Consider the following 22,256-nt stretch of genomic DNA (forward strand, 5'->3'; position numbering starts at 1 on the left):
GGCCCGCGATGGCATTCACCACCCTCTGGTTCATCCTCGTCACCGTACTGTGGACGGGTTTCTTCGTTCTGGAGGGCTTCGACCTCGGGGTCGGCATGCTCCACGGACTGCTCTCCCGCGACGAATCGCGCCGCCAGGCCGTACTGCACACCATCGGACCGGTATGGGACGGCAACGAGGTCTGGCTGGTCACCGCCGGCGCCGCGATGTTCGCCGCCTTCCCGGGCTGGTACGCCACCCTGTTCTCCGGCTTCTACCTCGCGCTGGTACTCCTTCTGGCCGGGCTCATCGTCCGCGGCATCGCCATCGAGTACCGCGGCCGCGTCGACACCGCGCGATGGCGACGGAACTGGACCGTCCTGCTGACCGCGAGCAGCGTGACCGTGCCCCTGGTGCTCGGCATCGCCCTCGGTGGCCTGCTGCACGGCGTGCCCATCGGCCACGACCAGGAGTACACGGGCACCTTCGCCGACCTGTTCACCGGCTACGGCGTCTTCACCGGGATCACTCTCACCGTGCTCTGCCTCCTGCACGGCGCGACCTTCCTCTCGCTGAAGACCAGCGGGGACATCCGCGAGAGGGCCCGCCGACTGGCCCGGCTCACCGTCCTGCCCGCCGGTCTGGTGGTCCTCGCCTACGTCTTCTGGACGCGCTCCCTCGCGAGCGGCGGCGTCCTCCTCAACCTCGCCGAACTCGCCACCGTCGTGGCCGTCGCCGCCGCGGCCTGGCTGATCAGCAGCGGCCACGACGGCTGGGCGTTCTGTGCCACCGCTTTCGCGATCGCCGGAACCGTGGCGTCGCTCTTCACCGAGCTCTATCCCAGGGTCATGGTCTCCAGCACGGGAAGCGCCTACGACCTGACCGTCCACAACACCGCTTCCGGCCCCTACGCGCTCAAGGTCATGACCGTGGTCGCCCTCGTCCTGCTCCCCGTCGTCCTCTGCTACCAGGGCTGGACCTACCACGTCTTCCGGCAGCGGATCTCCTCCGACCGGTTCCCCGCCGCCGGAGGGCCTGCCACGGCGCCGACGGCCCTACCTGAAGGATGACGGCGACCCCGGGCGCCCACGGGAGCCCAGGAGGCGGGGTCAGGCCCGGCCGAGCCCGCGCTGGGCCGTTGGAGGGGCATCTCCGCCCGAATGGGCGGGTGGGGCGACCCCTCGGCCCGCGTACGAACCGAGGGCCGAGGAATGTTGTGCCCGGTGCCGAAGTTCGGCGGGCGACGGGAGAAGGCAGTGACCTCAGGCGTGGACATCAAAGGGCAGCTCGCGGCGCTGCCGTTGCTGCGGGGCCAGAAGGCCCTGGTGACCGGGGCCAACTCCGGTATCGGACTGGCGACGGCGGTCGCGCTCGGCCGGGCGGGCGCCGACGTCGTCGTCAACTACGTCGCCGGACAGGAGGCCGCGGAGGACGTGGTCCGGCAGATCCAGGGTTTCGGCGTGCGGGCCTTCGCCCACGAGGCGGACGTGTCCGACGAGGGTCAGGTCGTCGGCATGTTCGCCCGCATGCTGGAGGAGTTCGGCACGATCGACATCCTGGTGGCCAACGCCGGCCTGCAACGGGACGCGTCCGTGACGGAGATGACCCTCGCGCAGTGGCACAAGGTCATCGACGTGAACCTCACCGGCCAGTTCCTGTGTGCCAGGGAGGCGACGAAGGAGTTCCTGCGGCGCGGAGTCGTGCCGGAGATCTCCCGCTCCGCCGGAAAGATCATCTGCATGAGTTCCGTGCACCAGATCATCCCGTGGTCCGGTCACCTGAACTACGCCGCGTCCAAGGGTGGCGTCCTCATGCTCATGCAGACGCTGGCCCAGGAACTCGGCCCGCACGGAATCCGGGTCAACGCCGTCGCGCCCGGCGCCATCAAGACCCCGATCAACCGCAGCGCCTGGGAGACCCCCGAGGCCGAGGCGGATCTGCTCACGCTGATCCCCTACCGACGGGTCGGCGAGCCCGAGGACATCGCCGCCGCCGTGACGGTCCTGACCTCCGACCTCATGGACTACGTGGTCGGCACAACCCTGTTCGTCGACGGCGGGATGACCCTCTTCCCCGGCTTCGCCACCGGCGGCTGACCACACCGTAGAAGACCGCGTGACCCCGCGCCGGGCCGGAGCCCGGCGCGGCACCGCGCCGCGGTTCGGGGCCCGAACCGCGTCAGCCGGGATGCCAGGTGAGTTTGTCGCCGCCCACCCAGCGGACCACGTCGGGGTCGTCCAGATCGTGGACCGTGATGCCGTACGCGGCCGCGTACTCCAGGACGTCCGTGATCGCCTTCGCCTCTCCCACCATCTCGCCGTCGATCTCCATGATCCGGAACGGCGGCGTGCCCGGCTGCACCCCGAGCACCAAGATCCGCGGGTGGGAGATGTAAGGGCTCGCGCTTTCGGTCATGACTAGAGCGTAAAGCGATTCCCGCTGTTCCCGCTGGTCAGCGGTGGAGCCCCTGGAGCGTCCGGCCCGTGCCGCCCGGCAGGGGCGCGGCAGCGGACATCGACGCGTTCGCCCGGTCGGGTGACGTATCCCGCCCCGCACGTCCGGAAACCCGGCACCACCCGCGCACCGGACGTCCGCCGTGCGGTCCGCCGACGGCCGGGCAACGCTGGGGAGAGCGTGCGGCGGCCGTCGCGACCGCAGGGAGGAGTGCCGATGGACCCCGTCGAGGCCCTGGACCGGATCGCGTTCCTGCTGGAGCGGAGTCTGGCGCCCACCTATCGCGTACGGGCCTTTCGTACCGCGCAGGGCCTGCTCGCCGGGCTGCCGGCCGACGAGGTCCGCGAGCGCGCGGCGACCGGGACACTGGAATCGCTCAAGGGCATCGGCCCGAAGACCGCGAAGGTGGTGCGGGAGGCACTGGCCGGCGAGGTGCCGGGCTACCTGGAGAAGGTGGAGCGGGAGGCCACCGGGCCGCTCGCCGAGGGCGGTGCGGGGCTGCGGGAACTGCTGCGCGGGGACTGCCATCTGCACTCCGACTGGTCCGACGGCGGCAGCCCGATCGAGGAGATGGGGCGCACCGCGGCACGGCTCGGCCACGCGTGGGCGGTGCTCACGGACCACTCGCCCCGGCTGACCGTGGCGAACGGCCTGTCGCCGGAGCGGCTGCGCGGGCAACTGGCCGTCGTCGCCGCCCTCAACGAACGCTGGGCGCCCTTCCGGCTGCTCACCGGCATCGAGTGCGACATCCTCGACGACGGATCGCTCGACCAGGAGCCGGAGTTGCTGGAGCTGCTGGACGTGGTGGTCGTGTCCGTGCACTCCAAGCTGCGGATGGAAGCGGGGCCGATGACCCGCCGTATGGTCGCCGCCGTGCGCAATCCGCACGCGGACATCCTCGGCCACTGCACGGGCCGGCTGATCGCGGGCCGCGGCCGCCCCGAGTCCGGGTTCGACGCGGAAGCCGTCTTCGCGGCCTGCGCGGAGACCGGCACGGCCGTCGAGATCAACAGCCGTCCGGAACGCCTCGATCCGCCGCGCCGGCTGCTGCGCCAGGCGGTCGAGGCGGGTGTCCTGTTCTCCCTGGACACCGACGCGCACGCTCCCGGACAGCTGGACTGGCAGATCTACGGGTGCGCGCGGGCCGAGGAGTGCGGGGTGCCGCCGGAGCGGGTCGTCACCACATGGACGCTGGAGGACCTGCTCACCTGGGCCCGGACCCGTGAGACACCGTGACACAGGTCACCGCTGACGGCCCCGTTCCGGGGAACACCCACAGGTAGTCACCCGTTGAACAAACCGTGGGTGCGGATGGGACAGTGTCCCCGGGCCTCACCTCTGCCCGCAGGGACGATCGTCCGGCTGAAGCCCTGCGGAGCCTTTCGCCGCGAGGCGACCGCCGTCCGTGCCCCCACAGACGACCCCGACCGAGATTCCCCCGTCCGGTCGGGGTCTTTCCATCGCCGACGCCGGCCGTTCGCCGCAACGGCCGTGTCCGCTTGACTTCGAGTCCGCTCGAATTCGTAGCGTGCGAGGCATGAGCACTGCACAGCACAAGATCGGTTCGGGATTCGGTGCCCGGAGCACCGCGGACGACGTCCTGCGGGACATCGACCTTTCCGGCAAGCTCGCGATCGTCACGGGCGGCTACTCGGGCCTCGGCCTGGAGACGACCCGGGCGCTGGCCGAGGCGGGCGCCCACGTCGTGGTCCCGGCACGGCGCCCGGCGACCGCGCGCGAGGCGCTGGCGGACATCGACGGCGCAGAGACCGGCGAACTGGATCTCGGCGACCTGGAGAGCGTGCGCGCCTTCGCCGAACGGTTCCTCGCCTCGGGCCGCGCCATCGACATCGTCATCGACAGCGCCGGCATCATGGCCTGCCCGGAGACGCGGGTCGGCCCCGGCTGGGAGGCGCAGTTCGCGACCAATCACCTCGGTCACTTCGCGCTGGTCAACCGGCTGTGGCCGGCGATCGCGCCGGGCGGCGCGCGGGTCGTCTCCGTGTCCTCCGCGGGCCACCACTACTCCGGTATCCGCTGGGACGACGTGCACTGGCGGACCGGCTACGACAAGTGGGAGGCCTACGGGCAGGCGAAGACGGCGAACGTCCTGTTCGCCGTGGAACTCGACCGACGAGGACGGGACTTCGGCGTACGGGCCTTCTCGCTGCACCCCGGCGGCATCCTCACCCCGCTCCAACGGCACCTGCCCAAACAGGAGATGGTCGACCGCGGCTGGATCGACGAGAACGGCACGCCGCTGAACCCCGAGGGCTTCAAGACGCCCCGGCAGGGAGCGGCCACTCAGGTGTGGGCCGCGACCTCACCGCAGCTGGCCGGCCTGGGCGGGGTGTACTGCGAGGACTGCGACATCGCCGAGCCGGCTCCGGCGGACGGCACCCGGACCGGGGTGAGCGCCTACGCGACGGACCCCGAACAGGCCGCCCGGCTGTGGGAGTTGTCGGCCGAGCTGACCGGGGTGAACGCCTTCGGCTGAGCCACGCGGGCATCAGCCGCATCAGGAGCCTGACATGAACTCCCGGAGATCTGCGGTGAGTCGCTCGCGGTGCGTGGCGAACAGGCCGTGACCGGCGTTCTCGTAGACCTTGAACGTGCTGTCGGGCAGCAGTTCCGCGGCCCGGCGGCCGGTCAGGTCCAGCGGCGCCGACGCGTCGTGCGTCCCGTGCACGACGAGGGCGGGCAGGTCGAGCTTCGCGAGCTCGGGTGCGACGTCCAGGGTGACGACGAGGTCGCCGAGGGCGGCCCCGGCCCGCGCGGTCGCGCCGTGGCAGCGGTCGATCATGGATCGCACGTAGGCCTCGGAGAGGTCGTTGCCGGGGAGGCCGAGGGCGAAGAACGCGTGGGCGCCGTCCTCGAAGAACGCGGCCCGGTCGTGGCGGAACACCTTGTTGCCCGCCTCGACGAGTGCCGGGTCGACCCCCTCGGGATGGTTCACGGACCGCACGGGGCCCGGTGCCATACCGGCGACCAGCGCCACTCCCGCCACCCGCTCGGCCCCGTGCCGGGTCAGAGCGCGGACGATCTCGGCGGTCCCGACGGAGTGCCCGACCAGGGTGACCTCCCGCAGATCGAGGTGCCGGAGCAGCCCGTCGACGTCGTCGGCGAGGCTGTCGAGGTCGAATCCTCCCCAGACGTCCTCGGACCGGCCGTGCCCGCGCCGGTCGAACCCGACGCACCGGTAGCCGGCGTCCGCGAGCGGCAGCGTCTGGTACTCCCACATCTCCGTACCGAAGTAGGAGCTGTTGACGAAGACGGCCACCTGGCCGGTGGCGGGGCCGTAGTCGACGAAGTGCAGCCGGGCACCGTCGACGGGGCTCGCGAAGTACGGCATGGGTCCTCCCGGGATCCGGTGGTACGAGGGCGGTCGGTGTGCCCTTCATGCTTCCGGGAGGCGGCGACGGGGTCGATTACCCCGGAGGTCATGCGAACGCGGTCGCCTGCGGAGGGAATCAGTGCGGTGCCCGTTCCTCCAGGGCCGTGCGCCAGGCGGGGGACGGTCCGGCCGGCGCGGGTTCCGCGCGCCGGCCGCCGCGGGCGAAGAAGTCGGCCAGCGGGAGGATCGCGGCGCCGACCGTGACGGCGTCGGGGCCGAGGCGCCCGAGGTCCACGGTGACGTGCTGAGCGGGATAACGCAGGGCGTACGACGAGGCGTACCGGCGGACGGCGGGCAGGAAGCGGGAGCCGAGCTGGAGGCCGGCCCAGCCGCCGATGAGGATGCGTTCGGGCTGGAAGAGGTTGATCAGGTCGGAGAGACCGGCGCCCAGGTACTCGGCGGTCTCCTCCAGGACGGCGAGTGCGATGCGGTCGGGCTCGGTGCCCTCGGGCGGGTAGGCGGCGGCGAGCATCGCGGTGAGCGCGGTCTCCTCGTCCGTGCCCTCCGGGGGCCGCCCGCCCTCCTCGCGCCAGCGGTCCAGCAGCGCTTCGGCGCCCGCGTACGCCTCCAGGCAGCCGAGGGCGCCGCAGCGGCAGCGGCGGCCCCTGACCCGGACGGTCAGATGCCCCCACTCGACGGACCGGCCGTTCTCGACGTCCTCGGTGACGAGAGAGGCGCCCACGCCGGAGCCGAAGAGCACGACCACCGCGTTGCGGGCTCCGCGTCCGGCCCCGAACCACATCTCGGCCTGGCCCAGGGTTCGGGCGCCGTTGTCCGCGAAGTACGGCACGGTGTCGGGGAGTTCGCAGGCGGAGCGGAGCAGGGACTCCAGCGGGACGGCGTCCCAGCCGATGGTCTGGCCGTGCACGACCGCGCCACGCTCGGGGGTGCGGGCGACGATGCCGGGCACCCCTATGCCGACGCCGAGGAGCTGTTCGGGGGCGATGTCCGCCTCGGCCAGGACCTCGGCGATGCCGTCGCGGATGTGGCCGACGATGACGTCGACGTCGTACTCCTGGCCCCTGAGCGGCCGGTCGGCCTCGTAGCCCTGGCGTTGCAACGGACGTTCGGTGCGGGCGAGTTCGGTGAGAGTCAGGTCGAACAGCTCGATGCGGACGCGGGTTTCACCGACGTCGACGCCGATCATGTGACCGCTTCCGGGCACCACGCGCAGCAGGGTGCGGGGCCGGCCGCCGTCGGAGTCGACGCTTCCGGCCTCCTCGACGAGGCCGTCGGCCACGAGTTCGGCGACCACGTTGCTGATGGATCCGGAACTCAGCCCGGTCGCCGGACCGAGCTCGTAGCGGCTCATCGGCCCGTCGAAATACAACCGTTGTAGTACGGCGGTGCGATTGCCCCGTCGCAGGTCACGCACTGTCCGTCCGTTCCGCCCCGCCATGTGAAGTCCCTTCCGGCCTGCCCGAACTGCAAGATACCCCTGTGCGATCCCTTGACGCGACTTTCTTCCGGGTCTTAACTCACGTCCTAAATTAAGCCATGAGGATCGTTCGGGAAGTGAACCCGGGCGTCCCTCATGCGCTCCCTCCGGGAAAGGGACAGAAGCAGCCATGCGCAGAATCCGAGCCGCGGCCGCCGGTGCGGTCACCATCACCCTGCTGACCGCCGCGACCGCCTGTGGCGGCGGCTCGTCGAGCGGCGGGTCCAACGCCTCGCCGAAGACACTCACGTACTGGGCGTCCAACCAGGGCGCCAGCATCGAGATCGACAAGAAGACGCTCGCCCCCGAACTGGCCAAGTTCGAGAAGCAGACCGGCATCAAGGTGAAGCTGGAGGTCGTGCCCTGGTCCGACCTGCTGAACCGGATCCTCACCGCCACCACCTCGGGCCAGGGCCCGGACGTGCTCAACATAGGCAACACCTGGAGCGCCTCGCTCCAGGCCACCGGAGCGCTGCTGCCCTGGGACGCGAAGAACTTCGCCAAGATCGGCGGCAAGGACCGCTTCGTCGACTCCGCGCTCGGCTCGACGGGCGCCGAGGGCAAGGACCCCGCCGCGGTGCCGCTGTACTCGATGGCGTACGCGCTCTACTACAACAAGCAGATGTTCGCCGACGCCGGGATCGCGAACCCTCCGGCCACCTGGGACGAGCTGGTCGCCGACGGCAAGAAGATCTCCAAGGGCGGCAAGTGGGGCCTCGGCGCCGAGGGGTCGAACGCCTCGGAGAACATCCACCACGCCTTCGTCTTCGCCAAGCAGCACGGCGCGGACTTCTTCACCGCCGACGGCAAGGCCGACTTCACCAACGACGGGGTCGTCGCCGCGGTCAAGCAGTACGTCGACCTGATGGCGAAGGACAAGATCATCGCCCCGGGCAACGCCGAGTACGCCCAGAACCAGTCGGTGAGCGACTTCGCCAAGGGCAAGAACGCGATGCTGCTGTGGCAGTCCGCGGCCGCCAACCTCAAGTCGCAGGGCATGGCCGACGACGCGTACGGCATCGCCCCGGTACCGGTGCAGTCCGGCACCCCGGGCACGGGCACCAACGTCAACTCGATGGTCGCCGGCATCAACCTCGCGGTGTTCAAGAACACCAAGAACCTCGACGGCGCCACGAAGTTCGTGAAGTTCCTGACCAGCGACGCCGAGCAGAAGATCCTCAACGGCGCCTACACCTCGATCCCGCCGGTCAAGACCGCCCAGACGGACACCGCGTTCAACTCCCCCTCGAACGCGGTTCTCAAGGACACCCTGGCCAAGAGTGCCGCCGCGCTGCCGCAGGTCGCCGACGAGTCCCAGTTCGAGACCGCGGTCGGTACGGCCATCAAGGGTCTGTTCGCCGACGCCGCCGGCGGCCGCGCGGTGACCACCGCGTCGGTGAAGGCGGCGCTCGAGAAGGCCCAGCAGCAGATGCCGAAGAAGTGAGTGCGGACACCGTCATGACCACCACGACCGCCGCTTCCGCCGAACCCGGCGAGCGGACGGTGCGCAAGAGCTCCCCCGGTGCGGCGCGAGGCCCGCGCCGCACCGGGCGGATCAAGCGCATCGGACTCCCCTACCTTCTGTTGCTGCCCGCGCTGGTGCTCGAACTCCTGGTGCACCTGGTGCCGATGGTGATCGGCATCGTGATGAGCTTCAAGGAGCTCACGCAGTTCTACATCCGCGACTGGGGTACGGCGCCCTGGGCCGGCTTCGACAACTACTCGGTGTCGGTGCACTTCGACGAACCCGTCGGCGAGGCGCTGCTGCACTCCTTCTTCGTCACCATCGGCTTCACGCTGCTCTCGGTCGGCCTGTGCTGGCTGATCGGCACGGCGGCCGCGATCTACATGCAGGACACCTTCCGGGGGCGCGGCATTCTGCGGGCCCTGTTCCTGGTGCCGTACGCACTGCCCGTCTACGCGGCCGTGATCACCTGGGTGTTCATGTTCCAGCACGACAACGGCCTGGTGAACCACGTCCTGCACGACCAGCTCCACCTCACCGACAAGCCCTCGTTCTGGCTGATCGGCGACAACAGCTTCTACGCCCTGCTCACCGTGTCCGTGTGGAAGGGCTGGCCGTTCGCCTTCCTGATCGTCATGGCGGGCCTGCAGAACATCCCGGGCGAGCTGTACGAGGCCGCCGCTCTCGACGGGGCCGGTCTGTGGCAGCAGCTTCGCCGCATCACGCTGCCGTCGCTGCGGCCGGTCAACCAGGTGCTGGTGCTGGTGCTGTTCCTGTGGACGTTCAACGACTTCAACACGCCGTTCGTCCTGTTCGGCAAGACGGCCCCGGAGGCGGCGGACCTCATCTCGGTCCACATCTACCAGGCGTCCTTCGTGACGTGGAACTTCGGCACCGGCTCGGCGATGTCCGTGCTGCTGCTGCTCTTCCTGCTCGTCGTGACAGGCGTCTACCTCCTGCTGACCTCCCGGGGAAGGAAGACGGCCGATGTCTAGCACCTCCACCGCCCACCGCTCGCCGATGGCTCCCCCGCGGTCCTTCCTGTGGTCCCGGCGGATCTTCCTCACCCTGCTCACCGGCTTCGTCCTGGTGCCCGTCTACGTCATGGTCTCCAGCTCGCTGAAGCCGCTCGCGGACGTCTCGGGGAAGTTCCGCTGGCTGCCGAGCGGACTGACGATACGGCCGTACATCGACATCTGGTCGACGGTGCCGCTGGCGAAGTACTTCGTGAACTCGCTGATCGTGGCCGGGGCGGCCACGGGCTGCTCGGTCGTGATCGCCGTCTTCTCCGCCTACGCCGTCAGCCGTTACAGCTTCCGCGGCAAGCGCGTGTTCACGGTCACCGTGCTGTCCACCCAGATGTTCCCCGGCATCCTGTTCCTGCTGCCGCTGTTCCTGCTCTACGTCAACATCGGCAACGCCACCGGGATCGCGCTGTTCGGCTCGCGCGGGGGTCTGATCCTCACGTATCTGACCTTCTCGCTGCCGTTCTCGATCTGGATGCTGATCGGGTACTTCGACTCGGTGCCCCGCGATCTCGACGAGGCGGCGCTGGTGGACGGCTGCGGGCCGCTCGGGGCGCTCTTCCGTGTCGTCGTTCCCGCGGCGATCCCGGGCATCGTCGCGGTCGCCGTCTACGCCTTCATGACCGCCTGGGGCGAGGTGCTGTTCGCGTCGGTGATGACCAACGACGACACCCGCACGCTCGCCGTCGGCCTCCAGGGCTACTCCACGCTCAACGACGTGTACTGGAACCAGATCATGGCCGCCTCGCTGGTCGTCAGCGTCCCCGTGGTGGCCGGCTTCCTGCTGCTCCAGCGCTATCTCGTCGCCGGCCTCACGGCGGGAGCCGTCAAGTGACCGGCCCCGCCGAGGACATCGACACCATTGACGACGAAGGGACTTCAGTGACCATCGACCTTGCCGCCCTCCCCGAGGACTTCTTGTGGGGCACGGCCACGTCGGCCTATCAGATCGAGGGTGCCGTCGCCGAGGACGGCCGCTCCGCCTCCATCTGGGACACGTTCTCGCACACTCCCGGCAAGATCGACAACGGGGACGACGGGGACGTCGCCTGCGATCACTACCACCGCTGGCGCGAGGACATCGGCATCATGCGCGGGCTCGGCACCAACGCCTACCGGCTGTCCGTCGCCTGGCCCCGCGTGATGCCGGACGGCGACGGCGCGGTCAACGCCAAGGGGCTCGACTACTACGACGCGCTGATCGACGGCCTGCTGGAGGCGGGCATCACGCCCTCGGTCACGCTCTACCACTGGGACCTGCCGCAGGTGCTCCAGGACCGGGGCGGCTGGCCGGCCCGGGACACCGCGCACCACCTCGCCGCCTACGCGTCGGCCGTGGCGGAGCGGCTCGGCGACCGCGTCCAGCACTGGACCACCCTCAACGAGCCGCTGTGCTCGGCCTGGATCGGCCACCTGGAGGGGCGGATGGCCCCGGGCCTGACCGACCTCACGGCCGCCGTCCGCGCCTCGTACCACCTCCTGCTCGGCCACGGGCTCGCCACGCAGGCGATCCGCGCGGCCGTGCCCGGCGCGCAGATCGGCATCGTCAACAACCTGGGCAGCATCGAGGCCGCCACCGACCGCCCGGAGGACATCGCGGCGGCGAAGCGGCAGGACGGGCACACCAACCGCTGGTGGCTCGACCCGGTGCACGGCCGCGGCTTCCCCGCCGACATGGTCGAGGTGTACGGGGTCGAACTCCCGGAGGTCGCGGGCGACCTGGAGACGATGGCCGCGCCGCTGGACTGGCTGGGGCTGAACTACTACTTCCCGTCCAGCGTGGTCGACGACCCGACCGGGCCTGCCCCGTACGCCCGCCAGGTCCGTCGGCCCGGCGTGCCCGTCACGGGCATGGACTGGGAGGTCGGGGCCGCCGGTATCGAGAGTCTGCTGCTGCGCCTGACGAACGAGTACGGCGCCCGCAAGCTGTACGTCACGGAGAACGGCTCCGCCTATCCCGACGTCGTGCGCCCCGACGGTACCGTCGACGACCCGGAGCGCACCGCGTACCTCGAACAGCACCTGGCGGCCTGCGCCTCGGCGGCCCGCAAGGGCGTTCCGCTGGCCGGCTACTTCGCCTGGTCGCTGCTGGACAACTTCGAGTGGGCGTACGGCTACGACAAGCGGTTCGGACTGGTACACGTCGACTACAAGACGCAGGTACGGACGGTGAAGGGCAGCGGTCACCGCTACGCGGAGATCGTCCGCGAGCACCGCGGGGGCGCGAGCAAGGCGGCCTGAGCCACGGCCGGCCGCCGAGCGCGCGGGCGGCTCCGGGGCCTGCCGTCCGGCCCCGGGGTCCCGCCGCGTGATCCGAGCGGCAGGGGCTAGCAACCGTGATCGGCCGGGGTGTTCGCGCCCCGGCCGATCTCGTCGAGGGCGGCCGTGAACTGCGGGGCCACCGTCGCGCGCACCCAGGCGACCCGTTCGTCGCCGGAGGCGCGGGGGACGGTCTCGATGAGCATGATCAGATAGAGGTAACTGCGGTACAGGGCCAGGCGCTGCCGCGTCGCTCCGTCGAACTCGACCACTCCCCCGCCCTCTTGATAACCCGTCAGGAAATCGGTGTCCTGGCGGATGTCCCCGAGCAGGGCCAGGGAGACGAAGTCGGCGAGCGGGTCGCCCCAGAGCATGCGCTCGCCGTCGATCAGACCGCCGATGCGCGGGCCCGCCTCCGCCCGTTCGACCAGGATGTTCCCTCGCCACAGGTCGAAGTGGACGAGGCGGGGGACGGTGACCTCGCCCAGGGCGTCGAAGGCGGTCCGCGCGGTACGGGCCACCTCGCCGGCGGGACGCGGCAGCCAGGCACGGTAGCGGCGGGCGTCGTCCAGGAGCGCTTCGTACATCCCGGTGAAGGCGGTCCGCCAGTCGGGGGCAAGCGGGCCGAGCGCACCGGAGGGATAGCCGAAGCCCGGGCCGGTCACCCCGTGCAGCCGGGCCACCATGCCCCCCAACTCCCGCCGCAACGGCCTGCGTTCGCCGTCGGTCAGGTCTCCCCAGGGCTCGCCCGGACAGTGCGTCATGAGCAGGTGGCCGTCGTGGTGATCTCCGACCGCCCGGGGCGCAGGTACGCCGGCGGTGGCAGCCCAACGGTAGAACTCCGCTTCGGAGACAAGGAGTTGCCGCTCGTACGCCAGAGCGGGGGCGGTGTCCGGCGGAGGCACCTTCAGGACGTAGCGGGTGCCGTCGGTGAGCCGCAACTCCTCGACCGCGTTGTACGTGCCGCCGGACAGAATCCGGCGCTCGGCCAGGCTCCCGGCCCGCAGTCCCGCCCTGTCGAGAGCCCGCCGCGCCCGCTCCCAGCCGTCCATGCCTACCCCCTGGCCGTCTCTCCTGCCGACCCACTCTGCCACCTGGTCACGGAGCCGCACACGCGATCCGTCCGAACGCGGGCCGCGGCCACCCGTGCCGAATCGGCGACCGGCGCCTATGCGCCGGGCGTCCTCGCCGCCAGGGTGTCGCCCTCCGCCGTACCGGCGCCCCGAGGAGCGCCGAAGCGGGCGAGGCAGTGGCAGACCTTCTTCAGGTCCTGGAGGTCGTGGCGGCCGGTGCGGGCGGCGTCTCCGATGATGCGCGGGTCGAGCCGGCCGTCCTCGGCGATGCGGGCGCCCAGTTCGACGTATTCGGGTCCGCGGAAGTCGGGGTGCAGGCGCAACTCCTCGACTCCGAGCCGGTATCCGGGGTGCCAGGCCAGGGGGCAGGGCAGACGGCGGGCCGCGGTCTCGACGGGCGTGCCGCGGTACGAGGCGTCGAGGACCAGCGCCTCCACGTCCCGGGCCGGCACGACCTGTCCGTGCACCTGCGCCTCGATGTAGTCGTCGAGGGCGTCCCGGTCGTCCGCCTCGGCCAAGGCGATGAGGGACATCCCGGCGGCGACGCCGAACGCGGACGGTTCGGCCGCGCTGTCGGGGTAGCAGAAGGTGGTACGGCGCAGTGTCTCGCCGGTCAGGCGGAAGTGCGAGGAGCCGAACCGGGGTGCCGCGCCGACGAGTTGGCGGCGGAAGTCGAGCCCTCCGTAGACCGGGCGCTCCTCGGCGGGCGCGGTGTCGTAGGCCCCGCCGAAGATCCGGCTCTCCCAGCGCCACCGGTCGCCGCCGGGGTGCGCGGTCAGGCCGCCGTTGCTCGTGCCCGTGACGAACTGCGAGCGGTACACGCCGTCCCGGGCCAGTGCCTCCAGGATCGGGACCCCGCGCACGAGCCGGTCCGGATGGAAGTTGAGGGTCAGCCGCACCGTGGGATCCAGGGCTGGGCCGGAGGACCGTGCCGCGACATGGCGCAGGGCCAGTTCCTGTGGCGTGCACCGGTTCCGTGCCGTGCGGCCCTCCGCGAAATCCATTGGCTCCCCCTCATGGAGCTAGGTATCTTCGGTCAAAACCTAGTACCCCTAGGTTTGACTGTCGGCACCCAGGAGGACTCCCCCATGAGATCACTCACCGAGCGGAACATCCGCGACTCGTTCGTCAACTGCTCCCGAGGTGAGGCCGAACGGCTCGCGACGCCGCGCCGTCTCGACGAACTCCCTTGGGACGACCTGGACTTCCTCGGATGGCGAGATCCCGGCGCGCCGGATCGCGGCTACCTCGTCACCGAGCGGGAAGGGGGTCTCGTCGGCGTCTGCCTGCGTCTTCCCTCCTCCCGGCGCGGGCTCCTGCACCGCAGCATGTGCTCGCTGTGCCTGACGACGCACCCGGGCAGCGGGGTCTCGCTGATGACGGCCCGCAAGGCGGGCGCGGCGGGCCGCGAGGGCAATTCGGTGGGCGTCTACATCTGCGCCGACCTGGCCTGTTCGCTCTATGTGCGCGGGAAGAAGTCCCTGGAGTCGGGCAGCCGCTTCGAGGAGACCCTCACGACGGAGCAGCAGATCGCCAGGACGGTCGGCAATCTGTCGGCCTTCCTGGCGAAGCTGCACGGCTGATCCCGCCGCACCGGCCTCGCTCCCGCGGGTGCCCGGGGATCGTCCCCGTCCCGCCGGAGGGGGCGGGGGCCGTCCCGGACGCGTCAGGCGGCGGCAGGCGTCCAGTGCGGGTCCCGGCCCAGGAAGGCGAGCAGCGCCTCGGCCCGGCCGGCCTCCGCCGGGACCTCGCGCGCGGCGGCGAACACGCCGAACGCGTCGCGCAGGTGGTCGGCCAGCCGGTCCGCCGCGAGCCGGATGCCGCCGGCCAGGGCGTCGTCGAGGGGGGACGCCTGGCCGGTCGCCACGGCGATGTCCCAGGCGTGCACGCCCGCGTCCATGGCGGCCGCGGCGGCCGCGACACGGAACGGCAGCGGCCCGAGCGGCGTCGCCACCTCCTCCGCGTCGGGGGACAGCCCCGCGTAGACGTCGGCGACGCCCACGAGGACCTTGTCGAGCTCCGCCGTCACGTCGGCCTCCAGAGCGTCCTCGGGATGGAAGGCGTCCTGCTCGGGCCACCCGGTGCCGGTGACCGCCGCGCCGTACGCCTGCTGGTCGAGCCGGGCGTGGTTGAGCACCTGGGCCACCGTCCACTCGCCGCACGGCGTCGGCGCCGACCGGGCGCTCTCCGGCACACCGGCGACCACGGCGCGCAGCCGGTCGTACGACAGCGTCAGCAGTTCGATGCCCTCGACGTCGCTCATTGCGCTCATTCGGTGCCTCCTGATGCGGTCCGACCCGGTTGGTGCCTTCAATCTAGGACCCTTTGCGGACAGGTACGGTCCGCAATCGGCACGTTCGGTACCCGTGTTAAACGGGAAGGCCCGAAGGATGCAAGAGGCACGCGGTGAGTGGACGACATCCGTCGCGAAGATCGTGGAGCGGCGCCGGGAGCCGGTGGTCGTCCAGACACTTCGTTCGACGGCCGCCGCGACGATCGCGTACGTGGTGGCCATCCATCTCAGCCCCGAGCCCGCGCCGCTGACCGCGCCCCTGACCGCGCTGCTGGTCGTACAGGTCACCCTGTACTCGACGATCACCACCGCGATCCGGCGGGTGAACTCCGTGGTGGTGGGCGTCGTCATCGCCATCGGCTTCAGCAGCCTGGTGGGCCTGACCTGGTGGAGTCTGGGCCTGATCATCCTCGCCTCGCTGGCGGTGGGCCATCTGGTCCGGGTCAGCGAGTTCGTGCCCGAGGTGGCGATCAGCGCCATGCTGGTCCTCGGTGTCACCCGGGTGGGCAGCACCGCGTGGGCCCGCGTGCTGGAGACACTGATCGGGGCGGTGGTGGGTCTCGCCTGCAACCTCGTGCTCGCGCCCCCCGTGTGGGTGGGCGTGGCCGGTGAGCAGATCGAGGACCTGGCACGCCGGATGCGGCAGCTCATGCTGCGGGTCGGCGAGGGCGCCGTGGCGCACACCCCCTTCCATGTGGCGGCCGAGCGGCTGCACGAGGCCCGCCGGCTCGACAACGACATCGCCGTGGTGGACGCGGCCCTGCGGCAGGCCGAGGACAGCCTGAAGCTCAACCCGCGGGTGCGCGAGGGGCTGCTGCACCGGGTCGTGCTGCGTACCGGCCTGGACACCCTGGAGATCTGCACCGTGGTCCTGCGGGTCATCGCGCGCAGCCTCACCGACCTGGCCAAGGAGCGCGAACCCAGGCCCCTGTTCGAACCGCAGGCCGGAGCCGTCCTGCGGGAGCTGCTGTCCGAGGTCGCCGACGCGATCGTCAGTTTCGCGGTCCTGGTGACCAGCGACGTCACCCAGAACGCCGCGTCCGCCGAGGAGCGGCTCAGCGCGGAGCTCGCCACCGCCGCCGCGACCCGCGACAAACTGGCCCAGTTGTTCCTCGAAGAGGTCCGGCGCGACCCGAGCCAGTGGCAGCTTCACGGCTCCGTGCTGACCGAGGTCACCCGCATCCTCGACGAGCTGGACACCGAGCACCGCACCCGCCGCCTGTTCGAGGAGCTGGACCGCTGCACCCGCGAGCAGCGCGAGCGCCGGCCGCGCCTGACCCGGCTGCGACGCCGGCTGCGTCTGCCGCGTCGGAACCGGAACCGTTCCTCAGTCTCCGGGCGTTCTAGGTGAGGAGTTGCGTGAGAGGAAATGGCACGAAGCCGTGGCGGTGGGCCGCACGGCGGCGGCAGGAGAACGAGGGGGCGGGCGGATGACCGAGGACACCGTGCGGATCGACGGGAACGCACTGCGGCTGCCGGGCGGGGTGCAGGTGCGGTTCATACGGACGCTGCGCCTGCCCGAGACGGGCACGCACGCGTTGCCGCCGGGGCTGGGCGAGTTCCCCGTCCGGCGCGTCGAGGACTACGGGGACCGGGTACCCGCCGAGTGGCGGGCGCGCGGCGGCGTGATGCTGCCCGTATATCTGCGCGAGGCCATGTGGCTGAGTTTCGCCGGGACGGCGGAGCCGGCGGCGTTGCAGGTGGGTGTCGGCAAGGTGTGCGCGGTGTCCGGCAAGCCGTGGACCTCCCGGCTCACCCGTGACCCGCAGAACTATGTCGTGCTCCCCCGGCAACCGTGGCTCGACGGCATCAACTCCGGCAAGGGGACGGTCCGCCAGTTCGTGGCCGTGCCGCTGGGGCTGGGCGCGACGGTCGAGGGCCAGGTCACCGGCGAGGAGGTCTGGGGCGGTGTCCAGCTCCAGTCGTTCCCGCTGGAAGCCGGGGAGCTGGCGGCGTGGCGGGAGGCGGAGCGCCGCCGGGCGGAGGAGAGCCTGCGCATGCCCCGGACGCTGGGCGCGGCCATGCCGATGATGGCCGCGCCGCCCGCGCCGGGCGCCGCTCCCGCAGCCGGGCGTCCCGGGGGTGCCCCGCGTGCGCGCAGCGCCCCGGCGATGGGTCTCGGCGTCGGCGGTTCGATGCGCCAGGAGGTCTACCGCGACGACCGGCCGCTGAAGGCCTGGGCGAAGGAGCCGGCCGGACGCGTGTTCGTCCACCTCGTGACACCGCCGGAGTGGCGCCGCATCACCGGCGAGGCGCCGCCGCCGTCCCCGGTGGACCGGGCCGCGTACACCCGCGCGGGGCTTCCCTGGTTCGACTACTACGACCAGGACGCCACCGATCTGGCGCCCACGGACGAGCTCGGTTCGGTGCAGCCGGTCGGCGACTGGCTGGGTGACGACCACGAGCCCTGGCAGCAGCCCTCGCCCCATCAGGTGCAGCCGCTCGGTGACGCGCCGGGCAAGCCCGTGGAGGACGGCGACTGGTAGTTCGCGGCGTTGCGCGGGGCGCAACGCGCAGGGCCGTTCTTGCACGTCCGGGGTGTCGCACGCCAAGGTGGCCGTTCCGGCCGAGGCAACCGACACCCCGAGGTGCAGGCATGAGCAGTGGTGCAGGGCCGTCGCACGGCGCGGGCGGCGGCTGGACCAGACGGCGTTTCGTCGGCGCTCTGACGGGGGCCGCCGCGATCGCGGCGGCCCCGGCATGCGCGGCGCCCCGGGCGGACCCCGCCGAGACGGCGCCGGTCCCGAAGGCGCCGCCGCCCGGTCCCTCGGCGTCGGCGGCTGCATCCGCCCCCGTGTCCCCGGCTCCCTCCTCCGGCCCGCGTCCGCTGTTCCTGGGCACCTACACCTCGGGCGACGGCGGCGGAAAGGGGATCGGTGTCGCCGCGTACGACGCGGCGACCGGCGCGGTCACCGGCGGCGGCGTGGTGACGGGCGTCGACAACCCGTCCTTCCTCGCGGCGCATCCGGACGGCCGGACGCTGTACGCGGTCGACGAGCAGACGGCGGGCGCGGTGACGGCCGTCCGTCTCCCGGGGAACGAGGTGCTCGGCAGCCGCTCCACCGGGGGCTCGGGCCCCTGTCATCTGTCGGTGCATCCGAGCGGCCGCTGGCTGCTGAGCGCGAACTACGCCTCGGGCAGCGTCGCGGTGCATCCCATCGAGGCGTCCGGCGCGCTCGGCGAGCGCACCGATCTGGTCACGCACACGTCCCCGGCTCCCGGTCCCGGCCAACAGGGCCCGCACGCGCACCAGTTCATCACGGCTCCGGACGGCGGGCACCTGCTCGCCGTCGACCTGGGCACCGACACGGTGTACAGCTACCGTCTCGACGACACCCGGGGCACGCTCACCGAGGTCTCCCGGGCGCGGACGAGGCCGGGCGCGGGGCCGCGCCATCTCACGTTCCACCCCGGCGGCGGATACGCCTATCTCGCCAACGAGGCCGACAACACGGTGACGGTCTGCGGCTACGACCCCGCGGCCGGCCGCCTCTCGGTGGGTGAACCCCAGTCCACGGGCACGGGAAGCGGGACGAGTTACCCGGCCCAGCTCCTGGTGACGCCGAACGGCTCGTTCGCGTTTCTCGCCAACCGGGGCCACAACAGCCTGACGCGGTACGCGATCGAGGCGGACGGCGCCCGGCTGCGGCTGCTGGACACGGTGCCCGTGGACGGCGACTTCCCGCGTCACATCGCGTTCTCGCCCGACGGACGGCTGCTGTTCGCGGCGAACCAGCGGTCGAGCACGGTCACGGTGTTCCGGGTCGACCAGGAGAGCGGTGAACTCCGGCGCGCGGGTGAGCCGTTCGCCTCACCCCTCGCGGTCTGTGCGCTGCCGCTGTAGGGGACGGGGGCAGGAGGCGAGGCTCGCCTGGGTGAGCAGGACGTGCATGCGCTCCGTGAGCTGGGAGACGTCGTCGGCGGGTGCGTGGAACGGCAGGCGCACATCGCCGTTCCCGCGCGCGCGTTCGACGCGCAGAGTGAGTCCGTGGCGGTCGACCGCGAGGGGCTGGACGCGCACGGCGCCCTGCAGACTGTCCGGTTCGACGAGGCGGGTGAGCCGCTCGACGGCGTCCGGGTGGGCGTCGGCGAGATGGGTGAGGAGCTGGGCCTCGGCGAGGGCCAGCGGATCGGGCCGGGCCTCGGCCAGTTCGTCCAGGTCGATCACCACCGTCCCGCCGGGCCGGCGCAGCACGGCCCGGGTGGTGCGGAAGGAGAGCTGTCCGTCCTCGGGGACGAACCAGCCGGCGAGCCAGAGCCGGGCCCGGACCCGGTTCCGTACGGGAACCGGTGCGACATCGGCGAACTCCAGGACGGCGGACGGTTCTCCGCGCGGGGAGCAGATGGCCGCGGCGAGCAGCGCGCTGTCCTCGGGCACCCGCAGGAGCACCCGGCCCTCCGCGGTGACGGAGTGCGAGCCGAAGAACTCCTCCCGGCCGCCCTCGGCGCTCACCGCGCAGGACCAGGCCGCGGCGAGCACCGAACGGGCGTGCTCCGCCGCGGCGGGCGCGGCCGTCCAGGTGTCACGGTCACCCATCAGCTTCCTCCTTAGGTAAGGCTTGCCTAACCTATCGAAGATCGGGGCGTACGCCAACCACGCCTCGTCGGCCGAACGGCCGGCCGTGGATCCACGCCCGCCGAAAGAGGCGTCGCGGTCACCGGGCCGACCGGGTCTCAGGGCGTGATCGCGCCGAGCAGCGCCCGCGCGCACAGGTCCCGCACCTGCTCACGCGTCAGGTCCGCGCCCCGGAGCCATTCGAGGCACACGGCCGTGGTGAAGGCCAGCCACCCGCGGACGGCGATCCGCAGTTCGGGACGGTCCTCGCAGGACCGGCAGAGCTCGGGATCCGCGGCGAGGGCCGAGAGGATCTGCGCCTCCTGCGCGGCCAGCGCCTGCTGGTAGACCCTGCGCACCGCCTGGTCACCGGCCGCGTCGGCACGGTGGAAGGCACGGAACCCGTGCGCGTGCTCCTCCACGTACCCGAGGAAGGTGTCCAGACCCGCGCCGAGCTGCTCACGCACCGGGACACCGGGCACCGCCGCGGTCATCCGCAGCATCCGCCCGCTCTCGCGCTCGACCACGGCGGCGAAGAAGTCCCGCTTCGTCGGGAAGTAGTGGTACAGGAGTCCGCGCGAGACTCCCGCGATCTCGGCGACCTGCTCGATCCAGACGTCGTCGTACGGGCTCTCCGAGAACAGGCGGGCGCCGACCGACAGCAACTGTTCCCGGCGCTCCTCGGTACTGAGCCGGCGGCGCCCGCGCTCCCCCTGCTTCCCCGTCATGCCCGCACCTTACTTGACGCCGGTTCAACAACGGGATCAGACTGAACACCGCTATTGAACTCGCGTACAACAGACTCAACCTGCCCGAGTCACAAGGGAGATGGCGTCATGGCGGAGACGAAGGAGGCGGCACGGCCCAGGGGGTTCCGCAGCGCGGAACTGGGCTGGCCGGAGCTGCACCGCATCCCGCACCCGCCGCGCCGCGTCCCCCTGGTCGGCGATGTGCTCGGCGCCGGCGTCCGTTCCCCGCTCCAGGACTCCATGAAGTTCGGGAAGCGGCTCGGACCGATCTTCCGGCGCCGGGCCTTCCGCAACGAGATCGTCTTCGTCTGGGGCGCGGACCTCGCCGCCGAACTCGCCGACGAGACGCGGTTCGCGAAACACGTGGGCCTGGGAGTCGCCAACCTCCGTCCCGTCGCCGGCGACGGACTGTTCACCGCCTACAACCACGAGCCCAACTGGCAGCTCGCGCACGACGTCCTCGCCCCCGGTTTCAGCCGCGAGGCCATGGAGGGCTACCACCCGATGATGCTGGCCGTGACCGAGCGGCTGACGGACCACTGGGACCGGGAGCAGGCCGCGGGCCGCGCGGTGGACGTGCCCGGCGACATGACGAAGCTGACCCTGGAGACGATCGCCAGGACCGGCTTCGGCCATGACTTCGCCTCCTTCGAGCGCTCCCGCCCGCACCCCTTCGTGAACGCGATGGTGGGCACGCTGACCTACGCGCAGCGCCTCAACGTCGTCCCGGTGCCGCTGGCACCGCTCCTGTTGCGGGGCGCCTCCCGGCGCAACGCGGCCGACATGGCCTACCTCAACCGGACGGTCGACGCCGTGGTCGCCTCCCGCCGGGCCGGCGGCGAGGGCGACCTGCTCGACCGCATGCTGGACACGGCACACCCCGAGACCGGGGAGCGGCTCACCCCCGAGAACATCCGCCGCCAGGTCATCACCTTCCTGATCGCCGGGCACGAGACCACCTCGGGCGCCCTGTCCTTCGCCCTGCACTACCTCTCCCGGCACCCGGAGGCCGCCGCCCGCGCGCGTGCCGAGGTCGAACGCGTCTGGGGCGGCACGGACCGGCCGGGCTACGAGCAGGTCGCCAAGCTCCGCTACGTCCGCCGGGTCCTCGACGAGTCGCTGCGCCTGTGGCCGACGGCCCCGGCGTTCGCGCGCGAGGCCCGCAACGACACCCTGCTCGGCGGTATCCACCCGATGCGGCGGGGGGCGTGGGCGCTGGTCCTGACCGCGATGCTGCACCGCGACCCGCAGGTGTGGGGCGCCGACGCGGAGAAGTTCGACCCGGACCGCTTCGACGCGAAGGCGGTACGGGCCCGGCCCGCGCACACCTTCAAGCCGTTCGGCACCGGGGCGCGCGCCTGTATCGGCCGCCAGTTCGCGCTGCACGAGGCGACCCTGGTCCTCGGACTGCTGCTGCGCCGCTACGACCTGCGGTCCGACCCCGGCTACCGGCTGCGGGTGGCCGAGCGGCTGACCCTGATGCCGGAGGGGCTGCGCCTGCACCTCGAACGGCGCGCGCCGGTGGTGCCGGGGCGGGCGGCGACCCTGGCCGGCGCGGCCGAGTGAGGCGCG

General features: G+C 71.7%; 21 protein-coding genes. 13 read left to right on the forward strand and 8 right to left on the reverse strand.

Annotated features, from left to right (window positions below):
* Positions 1-8 precede the first annotated feature (8 nt).
* A complete protein-coding gene (gene cydB / locus OG780_RS05700) occupies positions 9-1,049 on the forward strand; it encodes a cytochrome d ubiquinol oxidase subunit II (protein ID WP_328445317.1) in 1,041 nt (346 codons plus the stop codon).
* A gap of 231 nt (positions 1,050-1,280) precedes the next feature.
* Positions 1,281-2,075, forward strand: coding sequence for an SDR family oxidoreductase (locus OG780_RS05705; RefSeq protein WP_328457914.1), 795 nt, complete (start codon positions 1,281-1,283; stop codon positions 2,073-2,075).
* 82 nt (positions 2,076-2,157) lie between these two features.
* Here OG780_RS05705 and OG780_RS05710 read toward each other — a convergent pair whose 3' ends face one another.
* A complete protein-coding gene (locus OG780_RS05710) occupies positions 2,158-2,394 on the reverse strand; it encodes a hypothetical protein (RefSeq protein WP_328445319.1) in 237 nt (78 codons plus the stop codon).
* 255 nt (positions 2,395-2,649) lie between these two features.
* On the opposite strand from OG780_RS05710, the gene OG780_RS05715 reads away from it, so the two are divergent.
* Positions 2,650-3,669, forward strand: a complete 1,020-nt coding sequence (locus tag OG780_RS05715) for a PHP domain-containing protein (RefSeq protein WP_328445321.1) — start codon at positions 2,650-2,652, stop codon at positions 3,667-3,669.
* 301 nt (positions 3,670-3,970) lie between these two features.
* Entirely contained in the window at positions 3,971-4,930 is a 960-nt protein-coding gene (locus tag OG780_RS05720) for an SDR family NAD(P)-dependent oxidoreductase (protein ID WP_328445323.1), read from the forward strand.
* A gap of 21 nt (positions 4,931-4,951) precedes the next feature.
* Here the strand turns inward: OG780_RS05720 and OG780_RS05725 are convergent, their stop codons facing one another.
* Positions 4,952-5,785, reverse strand: coding sequence for an alpha/beta fold hydrolase (locus OG780_RS05725; protein ID WP_328445326.1), 834 nt, complete (start codon positions 5,783-5,785; stop codon positions 4,952-4,954).
* Positions 5,786-5,903: 118 nt separating this feature from the next.
* The gene (locus tag OG780_RS05730) at positions 5,904-7,226 is read right to left on the reverse strand and encodes an ROK family transcriptional regulator (protein WP_328445328.1); all 1,323 of its coding nucleotides are present in this window, start codon (positions 7,224-7,226) and stop codon (positions 5,904-5,906) included.
* Between the two features lie 169 nt (positions 7,227-7,395).
* On the opposite strand from OG780_RS05730, the gene OG780_RS05735 reads away from it, so the two are divergent.
* The 4 genes from OG780_RS05735 to OG780_RS05750 are packed head-to-tail and all read left to right on the forward strand — an operon-like array spanning position 7,396 to position 11,996.
* Positions 7,396-8,709 (forward strand): ABC transporter substrate-binding protein, encoded by a 1,314-nt coding sequence (locus OG780_RS05735; protein WP_326784057.1) that lies wholly within the window; start codon positions 7,396-7,398, stop codon positions 8,707-8,709.
* 14 nt (positions 8,710-8,723) lie between these two features.
* Positions 8,724-9,725 carry a carbohydrate ABC transporter permease gene (locus OG780_RS05740; protein ID WP_326784058.1) on the forward strand — a complete coding sequence of 334 codons (1,002 nt, stop codon included), beginning with the start codon at positions 8,724-8,726 and terminating at the stop codon, positions 9,723-9,725.
* Positions 9,718-10,590: a carbohydrate ABC transporter permease gene (locus tag OG780_RS05745; RefSeq protein ID WP_328445333.1), complete on the forward strand. Its 873-nt coding sequence runs from the start codon at positions 9,718-9,720 to the stop codon at positions 10,588-10,590. The genes OG780_RS05740 and OG780_RS05745 overlap by 8 nt, the downstream gene beginning before the upstream one ends.
* Positions 10,591-10,637: 47 nt before the next feature.
* Positions 10,638-11,996, forward strand: coding sequence for a GH1 family beta-glucosidase (locus OG780_RS05750; RefSeq protein ID WP_328457916.1), 1,359 nt, complete (start codon positions 10,638-10,640; stop codon positions 11,994-11,996).
* Positions 11,997-12,082: 86 nt separating this feature from the next.
* On the opposite strand, the gene OG780_RS05755 is transcribed toward OG780_RS05750, so the two are convergent.
* Both OG780_RS05755 and OG780_RS05760 read right to left on the reverse strand, forming a co-directional pair.
* The gene (locus OG780_RS05755; RefSeq protein ID WP_328445335.1) at positions 12,083-13,066 is read right to left on the reverse strand and encodes a phosphotransferase family protein; all 984 of its coding nucleotides are present in this window, start codon (positions 13,064-13,066) and stop codon (positions 12,083-12,085) included.
* A 116-nt stretch (positions 13,067-13,182) separates the two neighbouring features.
* Positions 13,183-14,091 carry a DUF3626 domain-containing protein gene (locus OG780_RS05760; RefSeq protein WP_328445337.1) on the reverse strand — a complete coding sequence of 303 codons (909 nt, stop codon included), beginning with the start codon at positions 14,089-14,091 and terminating at the stop codon, positions 13,183-13,185.
* An 84-nt stretch (positions 14,092-14,175) separates the two neighbouring features.
* Between OG780_RS05760 and OG780_RS05765 the strand changes: the two genes are divergently transcribed.
* Complete coding sequence (locus tag OG780_RS05765; protein WP_328445339.1) at positions 14,176-14,670, forward strand: FBP domain-containing protein; 495 nt, start codon at positions 14,176-14,178, stop codon at positions 14,668-14,670.
* An 83-nt stretch (positions 14,671-14,753) separates the two neighbouring features.
* On the opposite strand, the gene OG780_RS05770 is transcribed toward OG780_RS05765, so the two are convergent.
* Positions 14,754-15,359 (reverse strand): TIGR03086 family metal-binding protein, encoded by a 606-nt coding sequence (locus OG780_RS05770; RefSeq protein ID WP_328445341.1) that lies wholly within the window; start codon positions 15,357-15,359, stop codon positions 14,754-14,756.
* Positions 15,360-15,477: 118 nt separating this feature from the next.
* Between OG780_RS05770 and OG780_RS05775 the strand changes: the two genes are divergently transcribed.
* The 3 genes from OG780_RS05775 to OG780_RS05785 all read left to right on the forward strand — a co-directional run bounded on the left by OG780_RS05775 (position 15,478) and on the right by OG780_RS05785 (position 19,224).
* On the forward strand, positions 15,478-16,731 hold the full coding sequence (locus tag OG780_RS05775) for an FUSC family protein (protein ID WP_328445343.1): 1,254 nt from the start codon (positions 15,478-15,480) through the stop codon (positions 16,729-16,731).
* A 79-nt stretch (positions 16,732-16,810) separates the two neighbouring features.
* Positions 16,811-17,866 carry a hypothetical protein gene (locus tag OG780_RS05780; RefSeq protein WP_328445345.1) on the forward strand — a complete coding sequence of 352 codons (1,056 nt, stop codon included), beginning with the start codon at positions 16,811-16,813 and terminating at the stop codon, positions 17,864-17,866.
* Positions 17,867-17,976: 110 nt separating this feature from the next.
* Complete coding sequence (locus tag OG780_RS05785) at positions 17,977-19,224, forward strand: lactonase family protein (protein ID WP_328445348.1); 1,248 nt, start codon at positions 17,977-17,979, stop codon at positions 19,222-19,224.
* Here OG780_RS05785 and OG780_RS05790 read toward each other — a convergent pair.
* On the reverse strand, positions 19,192-19,917 hold the full coding sequence (locus OG780_RS05790; RefSeq protein WP_328445350.1) for a DUF2470 domain-containing protein: 726 nt from the start codon (positions 19,915-19,917) through the stop codon (positions 19,192-19,194). The two genes, OG780_RS05785 and OG780_RS05790, sit on opposite strands and share 33 nt — an antisense overlap.
* Positions 19,918-20,054: 137 nt before the next feature.
* Entirely contained in the window at positions 20,055-20,663 is a 609-nt protein-coding gene (locus OG780_RS05795; protein ID WP_328445352.1) for a TetR/AcrR family transcriptional regulator, read from the reverse strand.
* Positions 20,664-20,771: 108 nt separating this feature from the next.
* Between OG780_RS05795 and OG780_RS05800 the strand changes: the two genes are divergently transcribed.
* Positions 20,772-22,250: a cytochrome P450 gene (locus tag OG780_RS05800; RefSeq protein WP_328445353.1), complete on the forward strand. Its 1,479-nt coding sequence runs from the start codon at positions 20,772-20,774 to the stop codon at positions 22,248-22,250.
* Positions 22,251-22,256: the final 6 nt, after the last annotated feature.

It is taken from the genome of Streptomyces sp. NBC_00386 (assembly GCF_036063235.1).
Taxonomy (GTDB): domain Bacteria; phylum Actinomycetota; class Actinomycetes; order Streptomycetales; family Streptomycetaceae; genus Streptomyces.

Excerpts from the sequence above, each read along its gene's own strand:
- OG780_RS05755 (WP_328445335.1), bottom strand. The coding sequence starts at position 13,066 with ATGGACGGCTGGGAGCGGGCGCGGCGGGCTCTCGACAGGGCGGGACTG.
- OG780_RS05725 (WP_328445326.1), bottom strand. The coding sequence starts at position 5,785 with ATGCCGTACTTCGCGAGCCCCGTCGACGGTGCCCGGCTGCACTTCGTC.
- OG780_RS05760 (WP_328445337.1), bottom strand. The coding sequence starts at position 14,091 with ATGGATTTCGCGGAGGGCCGCACGGCACGGAACCGGTGCACGCCACAG.
- OG780_RS05795 (WP_328445352.1), bottom strand. The coding sequence starts at position 20,663 with ATGACGGGGAAGCAGGGGGAGCGCGGGCGCCGCCGGCTCAGTACCGAG.
- OG780_RS05745 (WP_328445333.1), top strand. The coding sequence starts at position 9,718 with ATGTCTAGCACCTCCACCGCCCACCGCTCGCCGATGGCTCCCCCGCGG.
- OG780_RS05775 (WP_328445343.1), top strand. The coding sequence starts at position 15,478 with ATGCAAGAGGCACGCGGTGAGTGGACGACATCCGTCGCGAAGATCGTG.
- OG780_RS05800 (WP_328445353.1), top strand. The coding sequence starts at position 20,772 with ATGGCGGAGACGAAGGAGGCGGCACGGCCCAGGGGGTTCCGCAGCGCG.
- cydB (WP_328445317.1), top strand. The coding sequence starts at position 9 with ATGGCATTCACCACCCTCTGGTTCATCCTCGTCACCGTACTGTGGACG.
- OG780_RS05740 (WP_326784058.1), top strand. The coding sequence starts at position 8,724 with ATGACCACCACGACCGCCGCTTCCGCCGAACCCGGCGAGCGGACGGTG.
- OG780_RS05780 (WP_328445345.1), top strand. The coding sequence starts at position 16,811 with ATGACCGAGGACACCGTGCGGATCGACGGGAACGCACTGCGGCTGCCG.
- OG780_RS05765 (WP_328445339.1), top strand. The coding sequence starts at position 14,176 with ATGAGATCACTCACCGAGCGGAACATCCGCGACTCGTTCGTCAACTGC.
- OG780_RS05710 (WP_328445319.1), bottom strand. The coding sequence starts at position 2,394 with ATGACCGAAAGCGCGAGCCCTTACATCTCCCACCCGCGGATCTTGGTG.
- OG780_RS05770 (WP_328445341.1), bottom strand. The coding sequence starts at position 15,359 with ATGAGCGCAATGAGCGACGTCGAGGGCATCGAACTGCTGACGCTGTCG.
- OG780_RS05735 (WP_326784057.1), top strand. The coding sequence starts at position 7,396 with ATGCGCAGAATCCGAGCCGCGGCCGCCGGTGCGGTCACCATCACCCTG.
- OG780_RS05790 (WP_328445350.1), bottom strand. The coding sequence starts at position 19,917 with ATGGGTGACCGTGACACCTGGACGGCCGCGCCCGCCGCGGCGGAGCAC.
- OG780_RS05720 (WP_328445323.1), top strand. The coding sequence starts at position 3,971 with ATGAGCACTGCACAGCACAAGATCGGTTCGGGATTCGGTGCCCGGAGC.
- OG780_RS05785 (WP_328445348.1), top strand. The coding sequence starts at position 17,977 with ATGAGCAGTGGTGCAGGGCCGTCGCACGGCGCGGGCGGCGGCTGGACC.
- OG780_RS05715 (WP_328445321.1), top strand. The coding sequence starts at position 2,650 with ATGGACCCCGTCGAGGCCCTGGACCGGATCGCGTTCCTGCTGGAGCGG.
- OG780_RS05730 (WP_328445328.1), bottom strand. The coding sequence starts at position 7,226 with ATGGCGGGGCGGAACGGACGGACAGTGCGTGACCTGCGACGGGGCAAT.